The sequence below is a fragment of the Zobellella endophytica genome (assembly GCF_003012775.1).
Taxonomy (GTDB): Bacteria; Pseudomonadota; Gammaproteobacteria; order Enterobacterales; family Aeromonadaceae; genus Oceanimonas; species Oceanimonas endophytica.
The window spans coordinates 903701-928406 of record NZ_PXYG01000001.1; the positions used below are offsets into that span (position 1 = coordinate 903701).

At 62.7% G+C, this 24706-nt stretch carries 20 protein-coding genes; 15 read left to right on the forward strand and 5 right to left on the reverse strand.

The genetic code is table 11. The annotated features are described in order from the left end of the window. Window positions 1-130 precede the first annotated feature (130 nt). From C7H85_RS04170 to C7H85_RS04190, 5 genes are all read right to left on the reverse strand, one after another. Window positions 131-1942 (reverse strand): diguanylate cyclase domain-containing protein, encoded by a 1812-nt coding sequence (locus tag C7H85_RS04170; RefSeq protein ID WP_106728418.1) that lies wholly within the window; start codon window positions 1940-1942, stop codon window positions 131-133. After that, on the reverse strand, window positions 1939-2559 hold the full coding sequence (locus tag C7H85_RS04175) for a chemotaxis protein CheC (protein WP_106728419.1): 621 nt from the start codon (window positions 2557-2559) through the stop codon (window positions 1939-1941). The genes C7H85_RS04170 and C7H85_RS04175 overlap by 4 nt, the downstream gene beginning before the upstream one ends. Then, window positions 2556-2927, reverse strand: coding sequence for a response regulator transcription factor (locus C7H85_RS04180; RefSeq protein WP_106728420.1), 372 nt, complete (start codon window positions 2925-2927; stop codon window positions 2556-2558). Before C7H85_RS04180 ends, C7H85_RS04175 begins: the two co-directional genes overlap by 4 nt. A 108-nt stretch (window positions 2928-3035) precedes the next feature. Then, complete coding sequence (locus C7H85_RS04185) at window positions 3036-4889, reverse strand: sensor domain-containing diguanylate cyclase (protein ID WP_158260060.1); 1854 nt, start codon at window positions 4887-4889, stop codon at window positions 3036-3038. A gap of 144 nt (window positions 4890-5033) precedes the next feature. After that, on the reverse strand, window positions 5034-8567 hold the full coding sequence (locus C7H85_RS04190) for a putative bifunctional diguanylate cyclase/phosphodiesterase (RefSeq protein ID WP_146140408.1): 3534 nt from the start codon (window positions 8565-8567) through the stop codon (window positions 5034-5036). A 215-nt stretch (window positions 8568-8782) separates the two neighbouring features. On the opposite strand from C7H85_RS04190, the gene C7H85_RS04195 reads away from it, so the two are divergent. From C7H85_RS04195 to wecC, 15 genes are all read left to right on the forward strand, one after another. Continuing rightward, the gene (locus C7H85_RS04195) at window positions 8783-10153 is read left to right on the forward strand and encodes a PqiA/YebS family transporter subunit (RefSeq protein ID WP_146140409.1); all 1371 of its coding nucleotides are present in this window, start codon (window positions 8783-8785) and stop codon (window positions 10151-10153) included. After that, a complete protein-coding gene (gene pqiB, locus C7H85_RS04200; RefSeq protein ID WP_106728423.1) occupies window positions 10146-11783 on the forward strand; it encodes an intermembrane transport protein PqiB in 1638 nt (545 codons plus the stop codon). The genes C7H85_RS04195 and pqiB overlap by 8 nt, the downstream gene beginning before the upstream one ends. Next, window positions 11783-12394, forward strand: a complete 612-nt coding sequence (locus C7H85_RS04205) for a PqiC family protein (protein ID WP_106728424.1) — start codon at window positions 11783-11785, stop codon at window positions 12392-12394. The genes pqiB and C7H85_RS04205 overlap by 1 nt, the downstream gene beginning before the upstream one ends. 614 nt (window positions 12395-13008) lie before the next feature. After that, window positions 13009-13332 carry a DVU3141 family protein gene (locus C7H85_RS04210; protein ID WP_158260061.1) on the forward strand — a complete coding sequence of 108 codons (324 nt, stop codon included), beginning with the start codon at window positions 13009-13011 and terminating at the stop codon, window positions 13330-13332. Window positions 13333-13359: 27 nt separating this feature from the next. Continuing rightward, the gene (locus C7H85_RS04215) at window positions 13360-15084 is read left to right on the forward strand and encodes a polysaccharide biosynthesis/export family protein (protein WP_245879557.1); all 1725 of its coding nucleotides are present in this window, start codon (window positions 13360-13362) and stop codon (window positions 15082-15084) included. Next, a complete protein-coding gene (locus C7H85_RS04220; RefSeq protein ID WP_245879558.1) occupies window positions 15084-15878 on the forward strand; it encodes an ABC transporter permease in 795 nt (264 codons plus the stop codon). The genes C7H85_RS04215 and C7H85_RS04220 overlap by 1 nt, the downstream gene beginning before the upstream one ends. Then, window positions 15875-16912, forward strand: a complete 1038-nt coding sequence (locus C7H85_RS20020) for an ABC transporter ATP-binding protein (protein ID WP_245879559.1) — start codon at window positions 15875-15877, stop codon at window positions 16910-16912. Before C7H85_RS04220 ends, C7H85_RS20020 begins: the two co-directional genes overlap by 4 nt. Window positions 16913-16957: 45 nt before the next feature. Further along, the gene (locus C7H85_RS04230) at window positions 16958-18040 is read left to right on the forward strand and encodes a KpsE/RkpR family capsule polysaccharide export protein (RefSeq protein ID WP_106728426.1); all 1083 of its coding nucleotides are present in this window, start codon (window positions 16958-16960) and stop codon (window positions 18038-18040) included. A 23-nt stretch (window positions 18041-18063) separates the two neighbouring features. After that, window positions 18064-18999, forward strand: a complete 936-nt coding sequence (gene rfbA, locus C7H85_RS04235; protein ID WP_106728427.1) for a glucose-1-phosphate thymidylyltransferase RfbA — start codon at window positions 18064-18066, stop codon at window positions 18997-18999. After that, window positions 18996-19541: a dTDP-4-dehydrorhamnose 3,5-epimerase gene (rfbC, locus tag C7H85_RS04240; protein WP_106728428.1), complete on the forward strand. Its 546-nt coding sequence runs from the start codon at window positions 18996-18998 to the stop codon at window positions 19539-19541. Before rfbA ends, rfbC begins: the two co-directional genes overlap by 4 nt. Window positions 19542-19587: 46 nt before the next feature. Further along, window positions 19588-20442 (forward strand): dTDP-4-dehydrorhamnose reductase, encoded by an 855-nt coding sequence (gene rfbD / locus C7H85_RS04245; RefSeq protein ID WP_106728429.1) that lies wholly within the window; start codon window positions 19588-19590, stop codon window positions 20440-20442. 43 nt (window positions 20443-20485) lie between these two features. Next, complete coding sequence (gene galU, locus C7H85_RS04250) at window positions 20486-21400, forward strand: UTP--glucose-1-phosphate uridylyltransferase GalU (RefSeq protein WP_106728430.1); 915 nt, start codon at window positions 20486-20488, stop codon at window positions 21398-21400. Between the two features lie 128 nt (window positions 21401-21528). Continuing rightward, the gene (locus C7H85_RS04255) at window positions 21529-21972 is read left to right on the forward strand and encodes a hypothetical protein (protein ID WP_106728431.1); all 444 of its coding nucleotides are present in this window, start codon (window positions 21529-21531) and stop codon (window positions 21970-21972) included. A gap of 22 nt (window positions 21973-21994) precedes the next feature. Beyond that, window positions 21995-23107: a non-hydrolyzing UDP-N-acetylglucosamine 2-epimerase gene (gene wecB, locus C7H85_RS04260; protein ID WP_106728432.1), complete on the forward strand. Its 1113-nt coding sequence runs from the start codon at window positions 21995-21997 to the stop codon at window positions 23105-23107. Window positions 23108-23293: 186 nt separating this feature from the next. After that, window positions 23294-24574 (forward strand): UDP-N-acetyl-D-mannosamine dehydrogenase, encoded by a 1281-nt coding sequence (wecC, locus tag C7H85_RS04265; protein WP_106728433.1) that lies wholly within the window; start codon window positions 23294-23296, stop codon window positions 24572-24574. Window positions 24575-24706: the final 132 nt, after the last annotated feature.

The window sequence follows — 24706 nt, forward strand, 5'->3', positions numbered from 1 at the left end:
CCTTCGCGGGAAGAACGAAGGAGGACGCGGGAAAGACGAGAGGCACGAGCCCTAGAACACCATATAGTTTAAAAATCAAGCTGTCAGGCGTGTGCGCCTTGCTGGTAGAGCGCGGGCGGGCCGTCCGACGTCAGTCCGTCAGCCGGGTGATGCAGGCCTTGCCCCGGGCCTTGGCACAGTACATGGCGTTATCGGCGCGGGTCAGCAGGGTGTCGGCGGAGTTGCCGTCTTCCGGGTACAGGGCCAGGCCGATGGACGCCGATACCTGCAACACTCCCTCACCCCAGGCGACGGGCTCGCACACCAGGGCCTGCACCTGCTCCGCCACCTGCCGCGCGGCGGCTTCATCGGTAACGGTTTCCAGCAGCACCACAAACTCGTCGCCGCCGATGCGGGCGCCGGTATCGGTGGCGCGCAGCCGGGCCTGGAGCCGCTGGCCGATGGTCGACAACAGCGCGTCCCCGGCATCGTGGCCATGGCTGTCGTTGACCTGCTTGAAACCGTCCAGATCGAAAAACAGCAGGGCAAAGCGATGCCGCTCACGCCGGGCCCGGTTGATGTTGCGCAACAGCTGCTCGCTCAGCAGGCTGCGGTTGGCCAGCCCGGTCAGGGGGTCGTACAACGCCAGGTAACGGATGCGCTCCTGCTGCTGATGGCGTTCCAGGATCAGCGCGGTCAGGTGGGCGATGCGCTGTATCACCATCTGCTCATGGGCCGAGGGATGGCGGTGCTGGCCCGGGAAGATGGCAAACAGGCTCTGGGGCATGTGCTGCGCGGTCTGGATCGGCATCAGCCAGCAGGCGGCCATCCGGTAATCCCGGGCCAGGGCCAGCCAGGGCTGCCAGCGTGTGCCGTCGCCCTCGGCGGAAAAGATCTGCAGCTGGCCGTTCTGCAGCCCCGGCATCACCAGGCGGGCGATCGGCTCGGTCTGCAAGGCCTCGAGCCGCCGGCAGAAGGCCTCCGGCAGACCCGGCGCATTCATCACCGCCAGGCGTTCCTCGGCGGTCAGCTGCAACACCGCCACCCGGGCCTGCTCCAGCTGGCGTTCCAGCGCCAGGCAGATATGGTCCAGGGTCTGGGCCGGCGATTCACCGGCGGTGGCCATTTCCAGGATCTCCCGCTCCAGGCGCAGCAGGGCGTCGGCCCGCTCCCGCTCGGTAATGTCCTGCCCGGTATAGATCAGATAACGCGGCGGCTGCCCGGCCTCGCCGACGGATTTCACCGTCCAGCGCAGGTGCATCACCTCGCCCGCCGCATTGTGCATGCGGCAGGTAAAGGGCCTGGGCTCGTGATGCTGCCAGGGGCTGTCGATCTGGCTGTTGAAGGTGTCGATGCTGAACAGCACCTTCAGCGGCTGCGCCACCACCTCCGCCTGCCCGAGCCCGGTCAGTTGCTCGCAGCTGCGGTTGATGCTGACGATACGGCCGAACCGGTCCGTCACTACCACCAGGGCACTGATGGTCTTCAGCACCGTGTCGATAAACTGTTTTTCTTCCGACAACACCTGATGCAGCTTGCGCACCGCCTGCTCCTTGTCGCGCAGGTGACGCTCGCGCCGCACCGCATTGGTGGTGTCGTGCAGCTGCACCAGGGTCAGGCCATCGCTGTCCGCCAGCGGCCGCAGCAGCATGGAATGAAAGAGCGGGCTGCCGACGCCCGAGGCCGACAGCCGCCGCAGCGGCAACAGTTGCGGGTGCAGCTGGTGGGACAGCAGGCGCGACAACCGGTGCCGGCAGGCATCGCCGATGGCGTCCTGCAGCACCGCCGGCAGGTCGTCGGGAAACAGCTCGTCGAGCCGCCGCCCCTCGGCGGCGACGCCCTCGATGCCGCTGTGCATCTCGAGCCAGCGGTTCCAGAACCGCACCCGCTGCTCATCGTCGAGCACCATGATGCCGCACTCGATATGATGCAGGGTATCGGTGCCGTCCATCCGGGTCGTCATTCCAGCTCGGTGAGATAGCGGCGCAGGGCGGCGAGGAAGGTATCCGCCGAATGCAGATCGATGAGAAAGGCCAGATAGCCCTGCAGGGCATTTTCCCGCAGGCTGAAATCGATCTGCACCAGCATGATCATGGCACCCTCGTCCCCGTCGCCGGACAGGGACAGCCGGTTGAGCAGGTGCGGGGTATCCACGTTGAAGGCCTCGGGCAGATCGGTCTGGATCTGCTGGTTCAGGATATTGGCCAGGGTGGCCAGGCAGTTGTTGAGCAGTATGTTGCCGAGCTCGGCCAGGGTCTCCTGCTCCAGCTCGGAAATTTCATCGGCGGACATATCCACGCCGAGCATGGCCCGCACCAGCTCCAGGCTGCGCTCTTCGGGAAACAGCAGCGCGGCCCGGCCGCTCATGAAGCCCCTGAAGCCCTGCATCACTCCGGCCAGCAGGCCGGGCATCGATTCGGAAAAGGTCGCCCTGGCTTCGGCAGGATACATGAAGCGCAGCTGCGGTACCGACAGCAGCACTTCATCCTGCACCAGTTGCGAGAGAGCATTGGCCGCACGTCCGACCCCGATGTTCATCAGTTCCACGATCACGTCGTGTTCATCGGGGGTCAGTGTCATGCGTCTGCTCCGAGAAAACGGGCCAGGCCATCCAGGCTGGCGGGTTTGGGCAAAAAGGTCATGTCCAGTTCCTGCGCCCGCTTCATCAGGGCATCCTGGATATTGGCGGTCACCAGCGCCAGCGTCATCTGCGGGTGACTCTGGCGGAATTCGGCGGCCAGCTCGATGCCATCGCGACCGGGCATGTTGAAGTCGATGAGTGCCGCGTCCGCCCGCTGCCCCTGCATCAGCGCTACCGCCTCATCCGCCGAGGCCGCCTGCAGTATGTTCAGTTCCAGCGGCAGGCTTTGCAGTTGCCGCACCAGGGTCAGCCGGGCCACCCGGCTGTCGTCGACCAGCAGCAGGGTCATCGCTTTTGCTTGTGTCATTATCACTTCCGCACTGTTCTAAAATTGCAATTCAGCCACGCATTATAGAGAAAAAACCTGCATTTAAAATGGATATAAATGAATCTTTCCATGAAAAAAAGAGCCCGGTCACACCGCTTCCTCGCCTGAGCAAACCGGTTCATCGAGCAGGTAGACCTGCCGTTTTCCCGCCTGCTTGGCCCGGTACATGGCCTCGTCGGCCCGCTGGATCAGCCCGGTGCCGTCCCGCTCGCCGTCGCGAGACAGGATCAGGCCGATGCTCAGGCTCACCGGGCAGAACACCCCTTCCCGGTTAATCGGCTGGCACAATACCTCCAGCAGTTTCTGCGCCACCCTCTGCGCCGTGCCGGCCGAGGTATCCGGCAACACCACCACGAACTCGTCTCCCCCCAGCCGGGCGATGATATCGGTTTTGCGCAGGGTCTCGCTCATCCGCTCGGCCAGGCAGGTGAGCACCTTGTCGCCGGCATGGTGGCCATGGGTGTCGTTGACCTGCTTGAAATCATCCAGATCGATAAACAGCAGGGCCACCCGCTGCCGGTGCCCGGCGGCGTGTGCCAGCGCCCGGGCCAGCTGTTCGCCGAGCAGGGTCCGGTTGGCCAGCCCGGTGAGGGCATCGTATTCGGCCCGCTCCCGCAGCGCCTCGAGCTGATCCTGGCGTTCCATGGCAAAGCCCGCCACCCGGGCCAGTCCGTCCAGGAAGCTGCTTTCCGAGGTGCCGGGCCGGCCGGCACGGGCCGGCATCACCCACAGGTCGCCCAGCCATTGGCAGCCTTCGCTCAGCAGCGGAAAGCGCCAGGCCGCCGACGCCGGCGACAGGGCCTCGAACGGGGTGTGGCCGGGGGCGTAGAACACCGGCCGGGTCGCGGCCCTGGCCGGGGCCGCCAGCCCGGCCAGGGTATCGTGGGACAGGTACGCTACATCCAGGCGGTCGTGGTTGAGGTGGCTGATCAATACCCGGGCCCCGGGCCGGTGATAGAGAATGGCGTTACCGATGGAAGAAAGCACATCGGTCAGGGAGTTTTCCAGGGCCACTTCCCGCAGGGTGCGGGCCTGGGTGTCGCGCAGGGTTTCCTCCAGCCGCTGCTGGGTCTTGTCGGTTACCACACAGAACAGGTAGGGCTGGTCGTCGAGCCACAGCCGCTCGACGTTGACCCCGGCCACGCGCAAGGCGCCGTCCCGGGCCAGCAGCGGCCAGTCGCCCGTGACCCTGACGCCCCGGGCCAGGCAGCTGCGGATCATGGTGCCCACCCTGGCCCTGGCGGCGGGCAGGGTCAGCGCCAGCGGATCCGACCCCTTGAGATCTTCGACCCGCTGCTCCAGGATGCTGGACACCTTTTCATTGAGATCGGCGATGAGGCCCTCGCCATCGAGCAGCGCGAAGCCGATGCCCGACGCCCGCTTGATCGCCTCCAGCAGCTGCGACTGGCGAGTGCGGGCGCGCTCCGACTCGCGCAGGCGGCGGATGCTCAGGCGGCTGCGCAGCCGTTCGCACACCAGTTCGGCCAGGGTGGACAGCTGCAGCAGCTGCAACTCGCCCAGCCCCCCGGGCCGGGGAGCCGGATCAGCCACGCACAGGGCCCCCACCGCGCTGATCCCGGGCTGGATCCGCAGCGGCACCCCGGCATAGAAGCGAATACGCTGTTCCCTCACCAGGGGATTATGTGCAAAACGCGGATCCCGGCTCGCATCGGCCACCACCATGGGCTGCGTCAGCAGCACCGCATGGCCGCAAAAACTGATGTCACGCGGGGTTTCCGCCAACTCGAAACCGTGCCGGGACTTGAACCACTGGCGGTGGTCATCCACCAGGGTCACCAGGGCGATACGGCAGCCGGTGATCTCCGCCGCCAGCCGGGTCAGGGCGTCGAATCCCTCTTCCGGTCCGGTGTCGAGAATGGCCAGCTCGCCGAGCAGCTGCAGTCTCCTGATTTCATCATCGGGGATCCGGGGAAGCTGCAAGGTGGTTACTCCAGTAGTGAAACCAGTCGGGAAAATCCCATTACCGGCAGATTGTTCCTGTTCGAGTCCTTTTGGTGGGGCCATCTTCCACCATGCTGTGCCGTTCGGTGTAGACCCGACATCGGACGAGCGGCGTTATTTTCATCATTTGTTAACAGCCGTCAATAGCCGCTGCCGGTTTTCCGATAAAAAGCTCGACAATGCCGGCAGGGTCATGGGGCGGGCCAGCAGGAACCCCTGGTAATAGTCACAGCCATAGCCGTTCAGCAGTTCGAACTGATGCCGGGTCTCGACCCCTTCCGCCACCACTTCCAGCGCCAGCTGGTGCGCCATCACCATGATGCCGCGGGTAATGGCGGCGTCGTGGGAGCCCTCGGCCAGATCCTGGATAAAACTGCGGTCTATCTTGACCTTGTCGACCGGCAGATGCTTGAGGTAACTGAGGCTGGAAAAACCGGTGCCGAAATCGTCGATGGCCACCCGGATGCCGAGACGGCGGATCTGCCGCAGCAACTCGATGGCAAACTGGGTGTCGTTCATCAGTATGCCCTCGGTGAGTTCCAGCTCCAGGGCCGTCCCCGGCAGGCCGGTGCGCGCCAGGGTAGCCTCGAGGGTGTGCAGGAAGTTGGAGCGGTAGAACTGCAGCGGCGACAGGTTGACCGCTACCCGGCAGTCACCTTGCCGGTTGAGCCGCAGCGCATCGCGGCAGGCCTGCTCGAGCACCCACTCGCTGATAGCGATAATCTGGCCGGTTTCCTCAGCCAGGGGAATGAACTCGGCCGGTGAAATCAGCCCCTTGTGCGGATGGGGCCAGCGCAGCAGCGCCTCCACGCTTACCACCTTCCCCTGCCGGTCGAACAGGGGCTGGTAGTACAACTCGAGCTGGTGGTGATCGATGGCATCCTGCAGCTCGTTGCGCAACAGCACCCGCCGCTGCATCAGGATATTGAGCGCATCGTTGTACCACTGGTAATGATTGCGCCCCTGCCGCTTGGCCTCATACATCGCCATGTCGGCCTGCTGCACCAGTCGGGTGAGCACCGGCTCCTCCCGGTCGCCGAGCGCCAGGCCGATACTGGCGGTAAGGAACAGCTCGTTCTGATCGACAAGATATGGCTGCGCCAGCGCCGCCAACAGCCGTTCCGCCATGGCCGGCGCCATGGCCATCGCCTCGCTACCGTGCAGCACCATGACAAATTCGTCACCGCCGAAGCGGGCCGCCATGAACTCCCCCCGGGCCAGTTCGCCCAGGCGCCGGGCCGCTTCCACCAGCAGCCGATCCCCCACCTCGTGACCCAGGCTATCGTTGATCGGCTTGAAACCGTCCAAATCGATGAACAGCACCACCGTCTGTCCGCCTGCCTGCCCCAGCTCCCGCAGCCGCTGATCCAGCAGATGGCGGTTGGGCAGGCCGGTCAGGGCATCGTGGCTGGCGTTATAGGCCAGCCGCCGCTCATCCTCCCGCTGGCGGGTGATGTCCTTGCCGATGCCATAGACACCGATGATCCGGCCATTGACCACGATGGGCAGGTTGGTCAGGTCGAGCACCCGTTTACGGCCCTTGGTATTGTGGGCGGTCAGTTGATAGCGGCGCGCCTCGCCGGTTACCACCTCACGAAACAACGCATCGGTACCGGGCAGATCATCCGGCTCCACCAGCCGGGCATAAGGCTGCCCCAGCACCTCCTCCGGCGTCAGCTCCAACTGCTGGCAGAAGGCATGGTTGATACTGGTGAAATACCCGTCGAGATCGAGCGCAAACACCATGTCGGGGTTATGGTCGAACAGCGACCGATAACGCTGCTCGCTTTCCACCAACTGCGCCTTGTCGTGATCCCGCTCGAGCGCCAGCGCCATCAGCCCCACCGCATTGTCGATCAAGGGCCGGGCGGATTCATCCGCCGCGAAGGCCGTCCGGTGGCACAGCAGCAGGCCGCCCAGCACCCGGCCATCGGCCGCCCGCACCGGATAGGCCCGGCCGCCGCCGAAGCCGGCCTGCTGCAGCGACGCCGGGCAGTCCGGCCCGAGCGCTACTTCCCGCCCCCGGAGCAAGGGGCCGCTCAGTTGTGCAACCAGTTGCCGCAGCGGCTCGGCGGGCAGCGGGGCATCGCCGACCATCCACAGGCAGTCGTCCCGGGCCAGCAGCACCACATTGCGGCTATGGGGCAGTTGCTCCCCGAGCAACCGGCTGATCACCGCCAGTATGTGCGTCAGTGGCTGCTGGCGGATAATCATCTCTTCAATCTGGTGCTGATTTTCCAGATGGCGCTTGGCCTGCTCCAGGTCCCGGCTCTTTATCAGCCCCAGCCGCATCAGCTCGATGCTCATGGCCGCGAGAAAGCTCAGGAAAAAGCCGCTCAGGGCCATCAGCAGCCGCAGCAGGGCCGCGCGGCCCAGGGAGTGCATGTCGCCCAGGTAGCTGATCAGCTCTGTTTCGGGGCCATACGGCAGCAGGGACACCCGCCGGTTCATGAACAAGCTGTGGCCATGGTCTTCGGCCCGGTCGGCCAGCTCGAACAGTTCGACGTCGCCGACGTTCACATGCAGCACAAAGGGGAGTAACTCCATGTGAATCTCATTCTGCATCATCCTGGCCAGGTCCACCCTGGCCAGGAGCTGCATGCCCGCATGGCGGGTCTGGATGATGGGCAGGGCAATGACGGCCTGCGCCTTGTTGGCCACCGGATAGAGGCCGCCCAGCACCACCATCCGCGGCTGTAATGCCGGGCGGGCCAGCCAGGCCGAGAGGGCGGGATGATCCAGCTGCAGCGGGCTTTCTCCGTTGTGGCGCAACTGACGCCAGACGGGCCGGCGGCCGGGCTGCACCAGGGCGATTTCATCGATGCTGGGCACGTCGCGCAGGTAACTCTGGGCATCGCGCAGGTGCGGATACGGCCGGTCGCTCTCGACCGACAGCGCGATGCGCTCGGCCAACCGCTGCAACAGCAGGACATGGGTATTGATCACGTCAGTCATGGCGTTTTCGGCGTTGTCGACCATGGTATCGCTGGCCCGGCGGATATCGAGGTGATGCTGAAAGCTCATCAGGTACCACAACAGGCAGGTGATGCCGATACCGAACATCCCCACCGCCTGCGCCGGCCGGCTGAGCCGGTAAGGCCGCTGCACACCGCCGGCCAGTATCAACGCCAGCCCGAACACCAGCATAAAGAGGCTGGCGATACAGGCAGAGGCCGGATGCGGTCCCATCACCTCGCTCATATCCAGCAACCACTGCCCGAGCAAGACCGCCACCCCGGCCAGGACACCGAGCAGGCCGACGGCCCGCCACAGCAGGCGGCAACGGCGATGCTCCGGGCCGCCGAGCAGGCACAGGCCGATCAGCAACAAGGCCCAGACCACCGGCAGGTAGGGAACGCCGAGACCCGCCCCCGGGGTTGTCGTGCTCCCGTGCCGCCACAAGCTGTACAGGCCCAACAGCAACAGCGCCAGGGCAAACAGCCGGCGGCCATGCCGGTGCTCGCGGATGGCACAGCCCAGCCCCAAACCGGCCAACATGACGCCGAGCGCCCCGCCGGGCGTGATCACCATGCTCAGTGCATCGTCGGCGGAAAGAAGGAAACTGGCCACTACCCCCAGGGCCCCCATCAGGGTGCAAGCCATGATGGTCAGCAACAGATAGGTATACTGGGCAATCCGTTTGGCGTCTGTCGGCATGAGGACTCCGGATGGCGATGATAACAGCAAGGGTCGGGGACAAGGCGAGGCGACAGGATACATGCCTCTTTCGGAATATCTTCCACCTTTGGCACACAAGACTCAATAGAAGATGATGCCAAGGCAGCCCGCCCCGGCCGATTCGACTTTATTCTTCGCGCTCAACTGTCGTAGTATCGGGCCCCTGATATTCATTGTTTCAAGGCCAGGCTTCATTGACCGACCAGCGCATCCAAGACGGCCCCCCCGTCCATCCCGCCCCGCACCGGCGCCGGGCGGTATCGCGCCGCCGGTTGCGGGCCTGCCACGAGTGCGATCTGCTGGTGGCGCTGCCGCCGCTGCACCCCGGTGAAAAAGCCGAATGCCCGCGCTGCGGCAATACCCTGACCCGGCGCCATGCCAACCCGGCGGAGCGCAGCCTGGCGCTGGCCATCGCTACCCTGATCACCCTGGGCCTGTCGGTGACCTTTCCCTTTATCAGTTTCGAGATAAGCGGCATCGGCAACCGCATCGAGCTGACCGAAACCGCCTCCACCCTGATCGGCCTGCACCAGCCGCTGGTGGCCCTGTGCGTGTTGCTGACGGTAATCGTGCTGCCGGCGGTTTACCTGTGCTGCGTGGCCTGGCTGTGCCTGGGGGTGCTGCTGCGCCGGCCCCTGCCGCGCAGCCGGCAGATTGCCCGCACCCTGCGCCACGTGACCCCCTGGATGATGGCGGACGTGTTCGTCATCGGCACCCTGGTCAGCCTGATCAAGGTGATGGGCATGGCCCACATCGAGCTGGGGCTGTCGTTCTGGACCTTCTGCGCCTACGCCCTGCTGCTGCTGTTTACCACCCAGTCGGTGGATACCGACTGGCTGTGGTTCTCCCTCGAGCGGGAGCCGATGGCGCCGGAAGGGGTCAGAACCGGCCGCACGGCGGCCTCCCAGGGGCTGGTGGGGTGCCATACCTGCGGCCTGGTCAACCCGCTGCCGACCGGCGCCGGGGAGCGCTGCCGGCGCTGCCACGAGCCGTTGCACGCCGCGTCCGGCTTCAGCAGCCAGGCCACCCTGGCCCTGCTCGCCGCCGCGCTGCTGATGTATATCCCGGCCAACTTCTACCCCATCATGATCACCACCTCGCTCGGCAGCAGCGTGCCCTCCACCATCATGGAAGGGGTGCTGCTGTTCATCCACCACGGTGACTGGCCCATCGCCTTCATCATTTTCACCGCCAGCGTGGTGGTGCCGGTCAGCAAGATGCTGGCCCTGCTGTGGCTGTGCCACGTGGTCGGGCACGACCGCCAGGCGCTCAGCCGCAACGCCCGGATCCGGCTGTACCGGATCACCGAATTCGTGGGCCGCTGGTCGATGGTGGACGTGTTCGTGGTCGCCATCCTGGTCGCCCTGATCCGCAACGGCTCGCTGCTGTCGATCGAGCCCGGTGCCGGCGCCCTGGCGTTTGCCGCCGTGGTGGTGCTGACCATGCTGGCGGCCATGCTGTTCGATCCGCGCAGCATCTGGGCCGGCGCCGAACCCGACTTTGACCCTGACGCGCGGCCGCAAACCGGCCGCGATACCGATGCCAAGGAATCCGACTATGCCTGACACCCAGCGCGCCACGCGCCGGACACAACGCTCCCTTTCCCCCATCTGGATAGTGCCCCTGGTGGCCGTGCTGATCGGCGCCTGGATGATTTACGACAACCTCAGCCGGCTGGGCCCCTCCATCACCCTGATCATGGACAACGCGGAAGGCATCGAGGCCGGCAAGACGCTGATCAAGACCCGCAACGTGGAAGTGGGCCGGGTGGAGATGGTGAACCTGTCGGACGATCTCGGCCATGCCCTGATCACCGCGCGGATGAGCCCCGAGGCCGAGCGCATGCTCAACGACGAAACCCGCTTCTGGGTGGTCAAGCCGCGCATCGGGCGGGAAGGCGTAAGCGGCCTCGGCACCGTGCTCTCCGGCGCCTATATCCAGCTGCTGCCGGGCAGCGGAGAGACCCGGCAAGACGAGTTCACCGTGCTCGAGCAGCCGCCGGTCGCCCCGCCCGACGCCCCCGGGCTCAGGGTCAACCTGGTCAGCCAGGTCGGCAACGCCATCACCACCGGCGATCCCGTCACCTACCAGGGCTACACCGTGGGCCGGGTGGAAGACAGCCGCTTCGATCCGGAAAAACGGGAAATGCGCCACCTGCTCTACATCCAGGCGCCCTACGACGTGCTGGTGACCAGCACCACCCGCTTCTGGACCGCCTCCGGGGTCGACATCCGCCTCGACTCCCAGGGCTTTCGGGTCAATGTGGGCTCGCTGGAATCGCTGGTGGGCGGCGGCGTCACCTTCGGCGTGCCCGAAAACGCCGCCATGGGCCACCCGGCCAAGGCGGGGTCGACCTTCCTGCTGTTTGCCGACGAAGACAGCGCCAACGAGGGCAGTTACGACGACTACCTGGAGTTCGTGCTGCTGGTGGATGACACCATCCGCGGCCTGGCCCCGGGCGCCCCGGTGGAATACCGGGGCGTGCGCGTGGGCACCGTGATCAGCGCGCCCTGGAACTTCAGCGCGCCCCAGCCCGACTCGCTCAGCCGCTTCGCCATTCCGGTGCTGATCCGCATCGAGCCCCAGCGCTTCGACGACAGCCTGGAAGAGATCGACACCCAAGAGTGGTACCAGCGCCTGGATCGGATGTTCAACAACGGCCTGCGCGCCTCGCTCAAGGCCGGCAACCTGCTGACCGGGGCACTGTTCGTGGATCTCAACTTCCATCAGGACGTGGTGCCCTTCCAGCGCATGAACTTCGTCGAGCGGCCGGTGTTCCCCACCACCTCCGGCAGCTTCGCCCAAATCGAGCAGAAGGTGTCCAACCTGCTGGACAAGTTCAACAACCTGGAAGTCGAGCCGATCCTGAGCACCCTCAACGAGACCCTGGCCACCACCCGGCAGAGCATGGAGAAGGTGAACAGCATCGCCGCCTCGGTGGATGCGCTGCTGGCCGATCCCGCCACCGGCCGGATGCCGGAAAACGTCAACGGCACCCTGCGCCAGTTGCGCGACACCCTGCAGGGCTTCGCCCCCGACTCCCAGGGCTATAACGAGCTGACCCAGACCCTGGCCCGGCTGGAACAACTGATGCGCGATCTGCAGCCGGTGATCCGCACCCTGAATGATCAGCCCAACGCGCTGATCTTCGACAAGAAACTGTCCGAAGACCCACAACCGAGGGCCCCGCATTGATGAACAAGACTCTCCGCACCGCGCGGCGCCTCGGCGCCGTTTCCCTGACGTTGCTGGCCGCGCTGGGGCTGGCCGGCTGTGCCGCCGACGGCCCCGCCGGCAGCCCCGGTTACCTGCTGCCGGCCACGGCCGCCGGCCAGCAATACCCGCACCAATTGGCGGTAACGGTGGCCGCGCCCCGGCTGGCCGGCCACCTGGACGGCGAAGGCATCGTGATGCAGCTGAGCGATATCGAGGTGTACCAGGCGCGCCAGCACCTGTGGGCCGAGGAACTGGGTGGCCAGTTGCAGCAGTTGCTGATCCGGCGGCTGAGTTCGGCCCTGCCCGAATCCCAGGTCGTCGGCCGGGGCCAGCCGCTGCTGGCCGGGCGCGAAGTGCGGGAAATCCGGGTCCGGCTCGGCCGCTTCCAGGGCCGGTACGACGGGGTGGCCCTGGCCGAGGGTCAGTGGCAGCTGCTGGCCGGCGACGGCACCCTGCTGGCCCAGGCCGATTTCAGCGCCGAGCAGCCCCTGGCCGACGACGGCTACCCCGCCCTGGTGCGCGCCCTGGCCGCCGCCTGGGAGCAGGTGGCGGATCAGCTGGCGGCCCGACTGGCTCAAAATGCCTCCTAGAATGCAGCACAAACGGCACAATTGAGCGCCTTGGCGGCGTGCTGCCGGAGCGCTCCCGTCCCCTTGTTCCGTTGAGAGCCGGGAACAACAGGAAACAAGGGGAGAACGCATGAATTGTACACAAAGGGCAGGCACCGGATCGGCGTTGAAAAAACCATCACTATTAACAAAAAACCGCCTTCTTTAGAGTAAAAAACCTTCTTTTCTCAACAGCATTCTGTCCCGTCATGTTCTTCCGCCAACCGTCATCCCAGTGAAACATTCCTTTCATAATCTGATGCGACGGATAAACACGCAAACTCCCTTTCCAGTGTCGAATTCGGCGTTTTCTGATGTTATTATCCACCGGTTTTAGATAACGGCGCCTTGCAATTTGCAACCGCGTTTTACATGGAGCGAGTGAAACCAGCAGATTAGGGGCTGTAACCTAAGGGCGGTAGCGTACCTGATTACTTTAGAGAATCCGAATTTTCATAGTTTGAGCCGGTCCCCTTTCACTCCCTTCAAAAACGCTTATATTGCAATATTACAGCCGCACCATTCCAACGAAGAGCGCACCACGCATGCACGTTAAACTCAAACGTACTTTCACCTTATCACTGCTTGTTTTAGGCATGGCCACGGCCACCGGCTGCGCAACCCAACGAGGTAGCATCGACCAACCCGGTTACGGCGGCCACCAGACCGCCCTGTCTCCCCAACTCAACGACTACCTTTCTTCCGCCGCCACCGGCAGCGCCATTACCATGGCGCAGACCCCCTGGGGAGATAACGTACTGGTGCTGGCCAACCAGCCCTATTATGCCGCCAGCGGCCGCACCTGCCGGGAGCTGGAAGTGACCCTGTCCTCCGGCACCACACAGCATCATATTGCCTGCCAGACCGGTGACACCAGCTGGGCCAGCGTGCGCCCGGTAACCCGCCTGCTCAACCGCTAATCGCGTACATTTTTGGGTAACACATTCATGACCAACCGTCTCAACATCCTGGTGAAGCAGTCCTGCCTGCTCGCCCTGCTGGCCATTTCCGCAACCAGCGCCCAGGCCCAGCTGATTGGCGCCGATGCCGGCGAACTGCCCGCCGAGCAGCAAAGCCGTTTTAACGCCCCCTCCGCAGCCGACCAGGCCGCCACCAATACCAACACCAGCTGGCAAACCGGTCGCTACGGTCCCCTGCAACCGCAGCCGTTTGCCATGCCGGCCGATGCCTTCCCCAGCTTTGGTTCGCATTTGTTTTCCGGCGGCTTTCGCGGCGTGCGCGCCGACGGCCTGAACCCCGACTACGTGATCGCCCCCGGCGACCAGGTGACCCTGCGGGTATGGGGCGCGGTTGAAATCGACCGGGTGCTGCCGGTGGATGCCCAGGGCAACATCTTTATTCCCGCCGTGGGCCCGATCAAGGTGCAGGGCCTCAAACACAGCCAGCTCGACAGCACGGTGCGCAGCGCGGTCAGCTCGGTGTATTCCAGCAACGTCCAGGTTTACACCAACCTGCAAGGGGTGCAGCCGGTGTCCGTGTTCGTGACCGGTTATGTACAAAACCCCGGCCGCTTCGCCGGCACCCCCAACGACTCGCTGCTGTATTTCCTGGATCAGGCCGGCGGTATCGACGATGCCGTGGGCAGCTACCGCAAGGTACGGGTGATGCGCAACGGCGCCACTATCGCCAGCGCCGACCTGTACGACTTTCTGATCGACGGCACCCTGCCCCGCCCGCAGTTCCGCGACGGCGACACCATCGTAGTGGAAGAACGCGGCCCCACCGTTACGGTGGAAGGCGACGTGGCCCGCCCCTATCGCTACGAGCTGATGCCGAACGCCATGACCGGCCAGGCCCTGCTGGAGCTGGCCCGGCTCAAGTCGAACGTGACCCACGTGCTGCTGCGCGGCGCCCGCACCAGCGGCCCCGTGTCCAGCTATATCGACGTGGCCGACTTCAGCCTGCAAAGTCTGCAAAGCGGTGACCAGGTGCTGTTCAGCTCCGATCTGCGCGACGACACCATAGTGGTGCAGCTGGAAGGCAGCTATTACGGCCCTTCCCGCTTTGCCCTGCCGCGTGACGCCCAGCTGCACGAACTGCTGGACGCCGTGGCTGTGCCCGAAGAGATGACCGACGTCAACAGCATTTCGCTCAAGCGGGTGAGCGTGGCCGAGCGCCAGAAGCAGGCGCTGGAAGACAGCCTGGCCCGGCTGGAAACCACCTACCTGGGCGCCTCTTCCGCCACCACCGAGGAGGCGGAAATCCGGGTGCGCGAGGCCGAACTGATCAGCAGCTTTATCGAACGCGCCTCCCAGGTGGAGCCCAACGGCCGCCTGGTGCTGGCCCACAACGGCCGCATCAGCAACATTCGCCTGCAGGACGGCGACGTGATCACCATTCCGGAAAAATCCGACTCCCTGCTGGTGAGCGGCGAAGTGCTGGTGCCCCAGTCCGTGGTGTTCACCCCGGGCCGCAAGGCCATCGACTACATCGAAGGCGCCGGCGGCTTCACCCAGCATGCGGATGATGAACGCATCCTGGTGGTGCGCCAGAACGGCGAAGTACGCGAGGCGGCCGACGTGACCCTGCGCGCCGGCGACGAGATCCTGGTGCTGCCGGCCGTGCCCACCAAGAACCTGCAGCTGGCCACCAGTATTTCGCAAATACTTTACCAGCTGGCCGTGGCCGCCAAAGTGGCGATAGACCTGTAATGACCATGCAGGCACGTACCCCCTGGCAGGTAACCCGCAGTGTGTGGTACGCCATGTTTATGCGGGAAGCCGTGTCCCGCACCATGGCGGACCGCATGGGCTGGTTCTGGATGATCTTCGAACCGGCCGCTATGGTGGGAGTCATGGTGTTTATCCGCAGCTTTATCCGCGGCTCCAACCAGTTGATCGTCAATGCCGATTTCATCCCCTGGATGATAGTGGGCATGATGGGCTTTTTTCTGGTGCGCGAAGGCATGACCCGCGGCCTGGGTGCGATAAACGCCACCCAGGCGCTGTTTGCCTACCGCCAGGTGCAACCGGTGGACGGCGTGCTGGTACGCAACTTTGTGGAAGGCATGCTGCGCACCTTTATTTTCCTGCTGTTTATTGCCGGCGGCCTGCTGCTGGGGCTGGATATCTTTCCCGACAACGGCCTGAGGGCATTGTTTTTCTGGTTCAGCCTCTGGTGCCTGGGGCTGGGGCTGGGGCTGGTGACCTCCGTGCTCGGCACCCTGATACCGGAGATAGGCAAAGTTGTGCAGGTGATTAGCTTGCCGCTGCTGATCATCTCCGGGGTTGTGCTGCCGCTGAACCACCTGCCCCATTACCTACTGGAGTATTTAATGCTCAACCCCATAGTGCACGGGCTGGAACTGCTGCGGCAGGGATTTTTTGAGCATTACCACGTGGTGCATGGCACCAGCATCAGTTATTTATGGCTGTTTATTCTGGCCGTGAATGCCCTGGGGCTGCTGCTGCATATTCGTTATCGCGACCAGCTGAAAGTCCAATGATAGAAATCAAGCATTTGTACAAGCGCTACCATAACCGCGACGGCCGCGACAACCCCTGGGTGCTGCAGGACATCAACCTGATTATCCCCACCGGGGTAAGCGTGGGCCTGGTGGGGCGCAACGGCGCCGGCAAAAGTACCCTGCTACGGCTGATTGCCGGCATGGACAAGGCCGACAAGGGGGAGATTATTCGCCACGCCCGGGTATCCTGGCCCATTGGCCTGGCGGGGGGCTTTCAGGGCTCGATGACCGGCCGGCAAAACGTGAAGTTTGTGGCCCGGGTGCATGGCGGCGGGCTGAATGTAGCTAAAATCATCGACTTTGTGGAAGAGTTTGCCGAGCTGGGCGACGCCTTTGACTGGCCGATTAAAAACTACTCTTCCGGCATGCGCTCCCGGCTGAATTTCGGCCTGTCGCTGGCCTTTGATTTTGACGTATACCTGTCGGATGAAGCCACCGCCGTGGGCGACCGCGCCTTTAAAAACAAGGCCAGCAAGGCATTCAAGGACAAGGTTGGCCAATCCAGCCTGATTATGGTGTCGCATGCCGAAGGCATTTTAAAAGACCTGTGCCAGGCCGGGATTTACCTTAAGGATGGCCAGGCCAACTGGTTTGACGATATTAACGACGCCATTGCCGCCTATCATGAAGAAACCGGTGGCGATGCCAAACCCGCCGGCCAGAGACCCAACGCCAACCGCCCCGGCCAAGGCCCCAACGCCAACCGGCCCGGAGCTGGCCCCAACGCCAACCGGCCCGGCCAAGGCCCCAACGCCAACCGGCCCGGACAAGGCCCCCATGCCCGGCGCCCCGGACAGGGGCCCAACGCCAACCGGCCCGGACAAGGGCCCAACGCCAACCGGCCCGGAGCCGGCCCCAATGCCCGGCGCCCCGGCCAGGGCCCAAATGCCAACAGGCCCGCCGGCCCCAATGCCAGGCGCCCAGGCCAGGGCCCAAATGCCAACAGGCCCGGGCAAGGCCCCAACGCCAAGAGTACGGGCGAAAATCCGGCCGTTACCCCCAAAGCAGACTAACCGATGCCTTCCCTTTTTAGCGAAAATAACGAGTAACCACACCCTATGAGTCGTTTTCTTAAACAGCATCCCCACTGGGCAATGACTTTTGTTGCCATTATTGCCGTGAGTTTTTACTGGGCCATATGGGCGGAAGATCGCTATGTTTCCCGCGCCACCGTGGTGCTGGAAAGCCCGCAAATTGCGGCCACGGACATCAATTTTTCCAGCATGCTGACCGGCGGCGGTGGTAACGGCGATCTGCTGCTGCTGCGCGAACACCTGCTTTCCGTTGATATGCTTAAAAAAGTGCAGGCCGAACTGCCCTTTCGCCAGCATTACAGCGAAAACGGCGACTTTTTTGCCCGCCTGCACAACGCCGACGCCCCCATTGAAGATCTGCACGACTATTACGGCAAGCGCGTCAGCCTGGAGATGGACGACTACTCCGGGGTGCTGAACATAGAGGTTGAAGCCTTTACCCCGGACTTTGCCCATGCCGTGGCACAGCTGTTGCTGCAGGCCGGTGAAGCGCACATGAACGAAATGGGCCAGCGCCTGGCCGAAGAGCAGGTCAGCTTTCTGGAGCGGCAAATCACCCGCCTGGAGCAGCGCTTTGACGAAACCCGCACCGATCTGCTGGCCTACCAGAACGAACACGGGTTGATTTCGCCCATTCACACGGTAGAAAGCCTGAACCAGGTGGTGGCCACGCTGGAAGGCGACCTCGCCCGGCTGCAGGCGCAATACACCGCCAGCCGCAGCTTTCAGAGCATCCGCTCCGCCGAGCTGGTGCAGATCCAAAGCTCCATTAGCGCCCTGCAGCAGCAAATTGACAAAGAACGCAACAGGCTGGCCCAGGCCACCGGTGATTCATTGAACAAGATCTCATCTGAATACCAGACCCTCGAGCTCAAGGCCCAGTTTGCCGAGCAAACCTACTCCAGCGCCCTGGCCGCGCTGGAAAACACCCGCATCGAAGCAGCCCGCAAACTCAAACAAGTCAGCGTGCTGCAAAGCCCGCTGTTGCCGGAATATGCCACCAGGCCGGAGCGGCTTTATAACGCCAGTGTGTTCGCCATTATTGCGCTGTTTCTGGCCTTTATAACCAGCATGATCATTTTGATTGTCAAAGATCATCGCGATTAACCAAATACAGGATAAAAGCACCCATGATTGACATAAAAAATTGCGGTAACCCGCTGAACCGCAAAGGCATTATTCTGGCCGGTGGCTCCGGCACCCGGCTGTATCCGCTGACCAAGGCGGTAAGCAAGCAGCTGATGCCGGTATACGACAAACCCATGATCTACTACCCGCTCAGCACCCTGATGCTGGCCGGCATCAAGGATATTCTGATTATCTCCACCCCCACCGATCTGCCCCGCTTTAAAGATTTGCTGGGCGACGGCAGCGAATGGGGCATAAAGCTCAGCTACAAGGAGCAACCCAGCCCGGACGGCCTGGCGCAAGCCTTTGTTTTGGGTGAAGACTTTATCGGTGACGATCCGGTGTGCCTGATCCTGGGTGACAACCTGTTCTTTGGCCACAACCTCACCGATTCACTGAAAAACGCCACCCAACGCCAGTGCGGCGCCACCGTGTTCGGCTACCATGTGCACAACCCCAATGCCTACGGGGTGGTGGAATTCGATGCCGACGGCAAGGTGATTTCGCTGGAAGAAAAGCCGGCCAATCCCAAGTCCAACTACGCGGTGCCCGGCCTGTATTTCTACGACAACAACGTGGTCAGCATTGCCAAATCCATCAAGCCCTCCGCCCGGGGCGAGCTGGAAATTACCGACGTGAACAAGGTATACCTGCATGAAGGCATGCTGCAGGTGGAGCCCCTGGGCCGCGGCAGCGCCTGGCTGGACACCGGCACCCACGACGACCTGCTGGAAGCCGGGCACTTTATCGCCACCATAGAAAAACGCCAGGGCCTGAAGGTGTGCTGCCCGGAAGAAATTGCCTACCGGCTGGGTTACATCAATGCCACCCAACTGGCGGCACTTGCCGATCCCATGAGGAAGAACGGCTATGGCCAGTACCTGCTGAACCTGCTGAACGAGTCCGGCTTCAAGAAAGACTACACGGTGAAGAAATGAAGATTATTGATACCGCCATTCCCGAGGTAAAAATCATTGAGGCCACCGTGTTCGGCGATGAACGTGGCTTTTTTATGGAAACCTTTCGCCAAAGCCTGTTCGACGAGCTGACCGGCGGCAAACCCTTTGTGCAGGACAACCACTCCCGCTCGGTGCAGGGCATTCTGCGCGGCCTGCACTACCAGATTAAGCAGCCCCAGGGCAAGCTGGTGCGGGTGGTGAGCGGCGAAGTGTATGACGTGGCGGTGGACATGCGCAAAAACTCCCCCACCTTCGGCCGGCATGTGGGAGTGGTTCTTTCCGCCGAGAACAAACGCCAGTTCTGGGTGCCGGAAGGCTTTGCCCACGGCTTTTACGTGATGAGCGACAGCGCCGATTTCGTATACAAATGCACCAACTACTATGCCCCGGAATATGACCGCAGCCTGCGCTGGAACGATCCGGACGTAGCCATTACATGGCCGCTGGTAAACGGCGCCGAACCCGCCCTGTCCGCCAAGGATCAGCAAGGCGCCTGGTTCAAAGACGCCGACACCTTCTGAACATAACCGTCAGGCCCGCCCCCAAGCAGAGCATAGAGACCGCAACATGCATATCGTTGTAACAGGCAAAAACGGCCAGTTGGCCCATGAACTGGCCCAGTCGATTCCCGCCGGCGTAACGGCCACTTTCCTCTCCAGCCAGGAGCTGGACATCAGCAACCGGGAAGCGGTGCACACCCAACTGGCCCAACTGCAGCCGGACGCGGTTATCAACGCCGCCGCCTACACCGCCGTTGACAAAGCAGAGAACGACCGGGAACAGGCCTTTGCGGTAAATGCCGACGGCCCCAAACACCTGGCCGAAGCCTGCCGGGCGCTGGGCATACATTTGGTGCATGTGTCTACCGACTTTGTGTTCGACGGCAGCGCCAACACCCCCTATGCCCCCGATGCCGAAACCAGCCCGGTGAGCGTATATGGCCACAGCAAGCTGGCCGGCGAGCAGGCGGTTACCGCGCTGTTGCCCTCCGCCACCATTATCCGCACCGCCTGGGTATACAGCCGCCATGGCAACAACTTTGTAAAAACCATGCTGCGACTGATGGCGGACAAGCCGCAACTGGGGGTGGTAAGCGATCAAACCGGCGCCCCCACCTGGGCCGCCGGCCTGGCCAACGTCTGCTGGCTGGCCGCCCGGAAGCAACCGGCCGGTATTTATCACTGGAGCGACGCGGGCGTGGCCAGCTGGTACGACTTTGCGGTGGCCATCCAGGCCCTCGGCCGGGAACAGGGGCTGTTGCAAACGGCCATTCCGGTCAACCCCATTCGTACCATTGACTACCCCACCCCGGCCCGGCGCCCCGCCTACAGTGTGCTGGACAGCCGCTCCCTGTGCCAGACACTGGGAGTGAGCCAGGTTCATTGGCGCGAGCAACTGCGGAACATGCTGAACCAGCTCTGATTCGCCACCCCGGTTAAATAACAACAACCCTCGGAATAAAAACATGAAAGCCATTATTCCCGTCGCCGGGCTGGGCACCCGCATGTTGCCCGCGACCAAGGCCATTCCCAAAGAGATGCTGCCCATCGTCGATAAACCGCTGATCCAGTATGTGGTGAACGAGGCGGTGGCCGCCGGCATCAAGGAAATAGTGCTGGTCACCCACGCCAGCAAAAACTCCATTGAGAACCACTTTGATACCAGCTTCGAGCTGGAGGCCACCCTGGAAAAGCGGGTGAAGCGCCAGCTGCTGGCGGAAGTGCAAGCCATTTGCCCACCGGACGTGACCATTATGCATGTGCGCCAGGGCGTGGCCAAAGGCCTGGGCCACGCCATACTCTGTGCCCGCCCGCTGGTGGGCGACAGCCCGTGCGTGGTGATGCTGCCCGACGTATTGATTGACGACGCCGCGAGCGACCTGAGCAAAGACAACCTGGCCCAGATGCTGGCCCGCTTCAAGGAAAAGGGAAACAGCCAGATCATGGTGGAGCCGGTGGCCGCCGAGCAGGTGCACCTGTACGGTATTGCCGACTGCATGGGGCACGAGGTAGCCGTGGGTCAGAGCAAGCCCATGACCGGCGTGGTGGAAAAGCCCAGGCGGGAAGCCGCCCCCTCCAACCTCGCGGTGGTGGGCCGCTATGTACTGAGCCAGGCGATTTGGCCGCTGCTGGCCAGAACACCGCCCGGGGCCGGCGACGAAATTCAACTGACCGATGCCATTGCCGGGCTGATGCTGCAGGAGCAGGTAGAAGCTTACCGCATTGTGGGCAAAAGCCATGACTGCGGCAGCAAGCTGGGCTATATGCAGGCCAGTGTGGAATATGCCCTGCGCCACCCAGAGCTGGGCGCCGCCTTTGCGGAGTACATCACTACATTGAACGCTGATCCCGTTCCCCCCCTGCAACACACCGGCGGCTAATGCCGGCGGTGTTCAGGCCCGGCACCCCATGCCAGACCACCCGGCGGGCCCGAGGCCAGTTGAGGCATCAGTTGTTCATTATTCATCCCACTGCACGATGTTACGTGCCTGCGTAACAAGGATTTTTCATGTCCAGACAAAATGATATTGAGCTCGTCAAACAATCCGGGCTGTTCGACGAACAGTGGTACCTGCGGCAGTACCCCGACGTGGCAAAGCTTGAAATGTGCCCGGCCGGCCATTTTATCGACTACGGCTGGCGCCTGGGAAGAAACCCCTCTTCCCGTTTCAGCACCCGGCTTTACCTGGAGCATAACGACGATGTGGCCAAGGCCCGCGTCAACCCGCTGCTGCACTACCTGCGCCAGGGAAAAAAGGAAAAGCGCACCATCATGCCCGTGCCGGCAAACACCCCCTCCTCCCTGAGCGTGCCTTTGCCCGCCGCCATGCCGGGCCAGGACACCACCCCGGCCACCCCCAATGAAAAGGCACAGCTGGCCCAGACCCAGCAGTTGCTGGAACACTACTTTAACCGCTGCCAGCAGCTCGAATATCAGCTTCTGGATCGTTAACCAACCAACTCTCAGGATAAAGATGAAAGTTTTAACCGTTTTTGGCACCCGCCCCGAGGCCATCAAAATGGCTCCCCTGGCCCTGCAGCTGGCCGCAGACCCGCGTTTTGACGCCAAGGTGTGCGTTACCGCCCAACACCGGGAAATGCTGGACCAGGTGCTGGAGCTGTTTGAACTCAAGCCCGAGTTCGACCTTAACCTGATGAAGCCAGGGCAGGATTTGACCGACGTTACCGCCGGCATACTGCAGGGTATGAAGGGGGTATTCAGCGAATTCCGGCCCGATATTGTGCTGGTGCACGGCGACACCGCCACCACCTTTGCCACCACCCTGGCGGCTTATTACCAGCAAATTCCGGTAGGCCATGTAGAAGCAGGCCTACGCACCGGCAACATCTACTCCCCCTGGCCGGAAGAAGCCAACCGCAAGCTGACCGGTGCCATTGCCGCCAAGCACTTTGCTCCCACCCAAACCTCCCGGCAAAACCTGCTGCGCGAAGGGGTGGATGACACCGCCATTTTTGTAACCGGCAATACCGTGATAGATGCCCTGCTCGATGTGGTGAGAAAGCTGGATACCAACCAGCCCCTGGCCACTGAGCTGGCCACCCGCTTCGACTTTTTGGGTGCCAACAAGCGCATCGTCCTGGTTACCGGGCACCGCAGAGAAAGCTTCGGCGGCGGTTTTGAACGCATTTGCCAGGCCCTGGCCAACACCGCCAAGCAACACCCGGACGTGCAAATTGTTTACCCGGTGCACCTTAACCCCAATGTGCGCGAGCCGGTAAACCGTTTGCTTTCCGAGGTGAGCAATATTCACCTGATAGAGCCGCTGGACTACCTGCCCTTTGTATACCTGATGAACCGCGCCCATATCATCCTTACCGACTCGGGCGGCATTCAGGAAGAGGCGCCCTCGCTGGGCAAACCCGTGCTGGTGATGCGCGACACCACGGAACGCCCCGAAGCGGTGGAAGCCGGCACCGTAAAACTGGTGGGCACCCAGGTAGAGGCGATCACCCAGGCGCTGCATACCCTACTGACCGACAAAGCCGCCTACCAGAAGATGAGCTTTGCCCACAACCCCTACGGCGATGGCAAAGCCTGCCAGCGCATAATGGACGCGCTGCTCTAAAAACTAAACGCCAAGGGTCTGTTGTAGGGTCCGTTGTAGGGTCGACTTCAGTCGACCAAAACAACCACACAGGTCCACCGTAGGGTCAACTTCAGTGGACCAAAAAAAACACACAGGTCCACCGTAGGGTCAACTTCAGTGGACCAAAACAACTTTCATTAAAAATAAAAATTTCAGGATAACCACATGAGCTTTAACACCATCTCCGTTATCGGCCTGGGCTACATAGGCCTGCCCACTGCCGCCGTATTTGCCTCGCGCAAGAAAAAAGTGATTGGCGTGGATGTAAACCAGCACGCGGTAGACACCATCAACAAGGGTGAAATTCACATTGTGGAGCCAGAGCTGGACATCGTGGTGCATGCCGCGGTAACCGAAGGCTACCTGCACGCCACCACCCAACCCGAGCCGGCCGACGCCTATTTGATTGCCGTACCCACCCCCTTCTACCATGACGAAACCGGCAGCAGCCACAAGGCGGATCTGAGCTACATTGAAGCCGCCAGCAAGGCTATTGCCCCAGTGCTGCAGGCCGGCAACCTGGTGGTGCTGGAGTCTACCAGCCCCGTAGGTGCCACCGAGCAAATGGCCGCTTGGCTGGCCGAAGCCCGCCCCGATCTCACCTTTCCGCAGACCCATGGGGAAGACTCGGACATTCGCATTGCCCACTGCCCCGAGCGCGTACTGCCCGGCCATGTGATCCGCGAACTGGTGGAAAATGATCGGGTCATCGGCGGCATGACTCCCAAGTGCAGCCAGGCCGCCAAGGCCCTGTACAAGATTTTTGTAGAAGGCGAATGCGTAATCACCAATGCCCGCACCGCCGAAATGGCCAAGCTCACCGAAAACAGCTTTCGCGATGTAAACATTGCCTTTGCCAACGAGCTTTCTGTTATTTGCGACAAGCTCGACATTAACGTATGGGAGCTGATCGCCTTGGCCAACCGCCATCCGCGGGTAAACATTCTGCAACCCGGCGCCGGCGTGGGTGGCCACTGCATTGCGGTAGACCCCTGGTTTATAGTCGACAGCTGCCCGGAAGAGGCCAAGCTGATCCACACCGCCCGCCTGGTTAACGACGGCAAACCCCAATGGGTGCTGGAGCAAATCCGCAAACAGCTTGATGCCGTTCACTGCACCCACCCCGCCAAAACCCGCAGCGATATTACCGTGGCCTGCTTAGGGATAGCCTTTAAGCCGGACATAGACGACCTGCGCGAAAGCCCGGCCCTGGGCATTGCCCAACAGGTGGCAACGCTTGGCTGCAAGGTGCAAATTGTAGAGCCCAACATCGAGGCGCTGCCCGCCAAACTGCAGGCAGATAACGTAAGCCTGGCCCCGCTGCACCAGGCCCTGACGCAGGCCGACGTGGTATGCGTGCTGGTTAAACACAAACCCTTTATCGAACATGCCGACCAGGTACGCGAAAGCAAGCACCTGGTAGACGCCGTGGGCCTGCTGGGCTAACACAGCTGTCATTCCCGCGAAGGCGGGAATCCATGGAATAACGCAGGAATTCAAGCCAAAGGCAACCACGACAAACAACACCGTCACTCCCACACAGCCGGGAGTATTTATATAAACGCAGCCAACAACCAG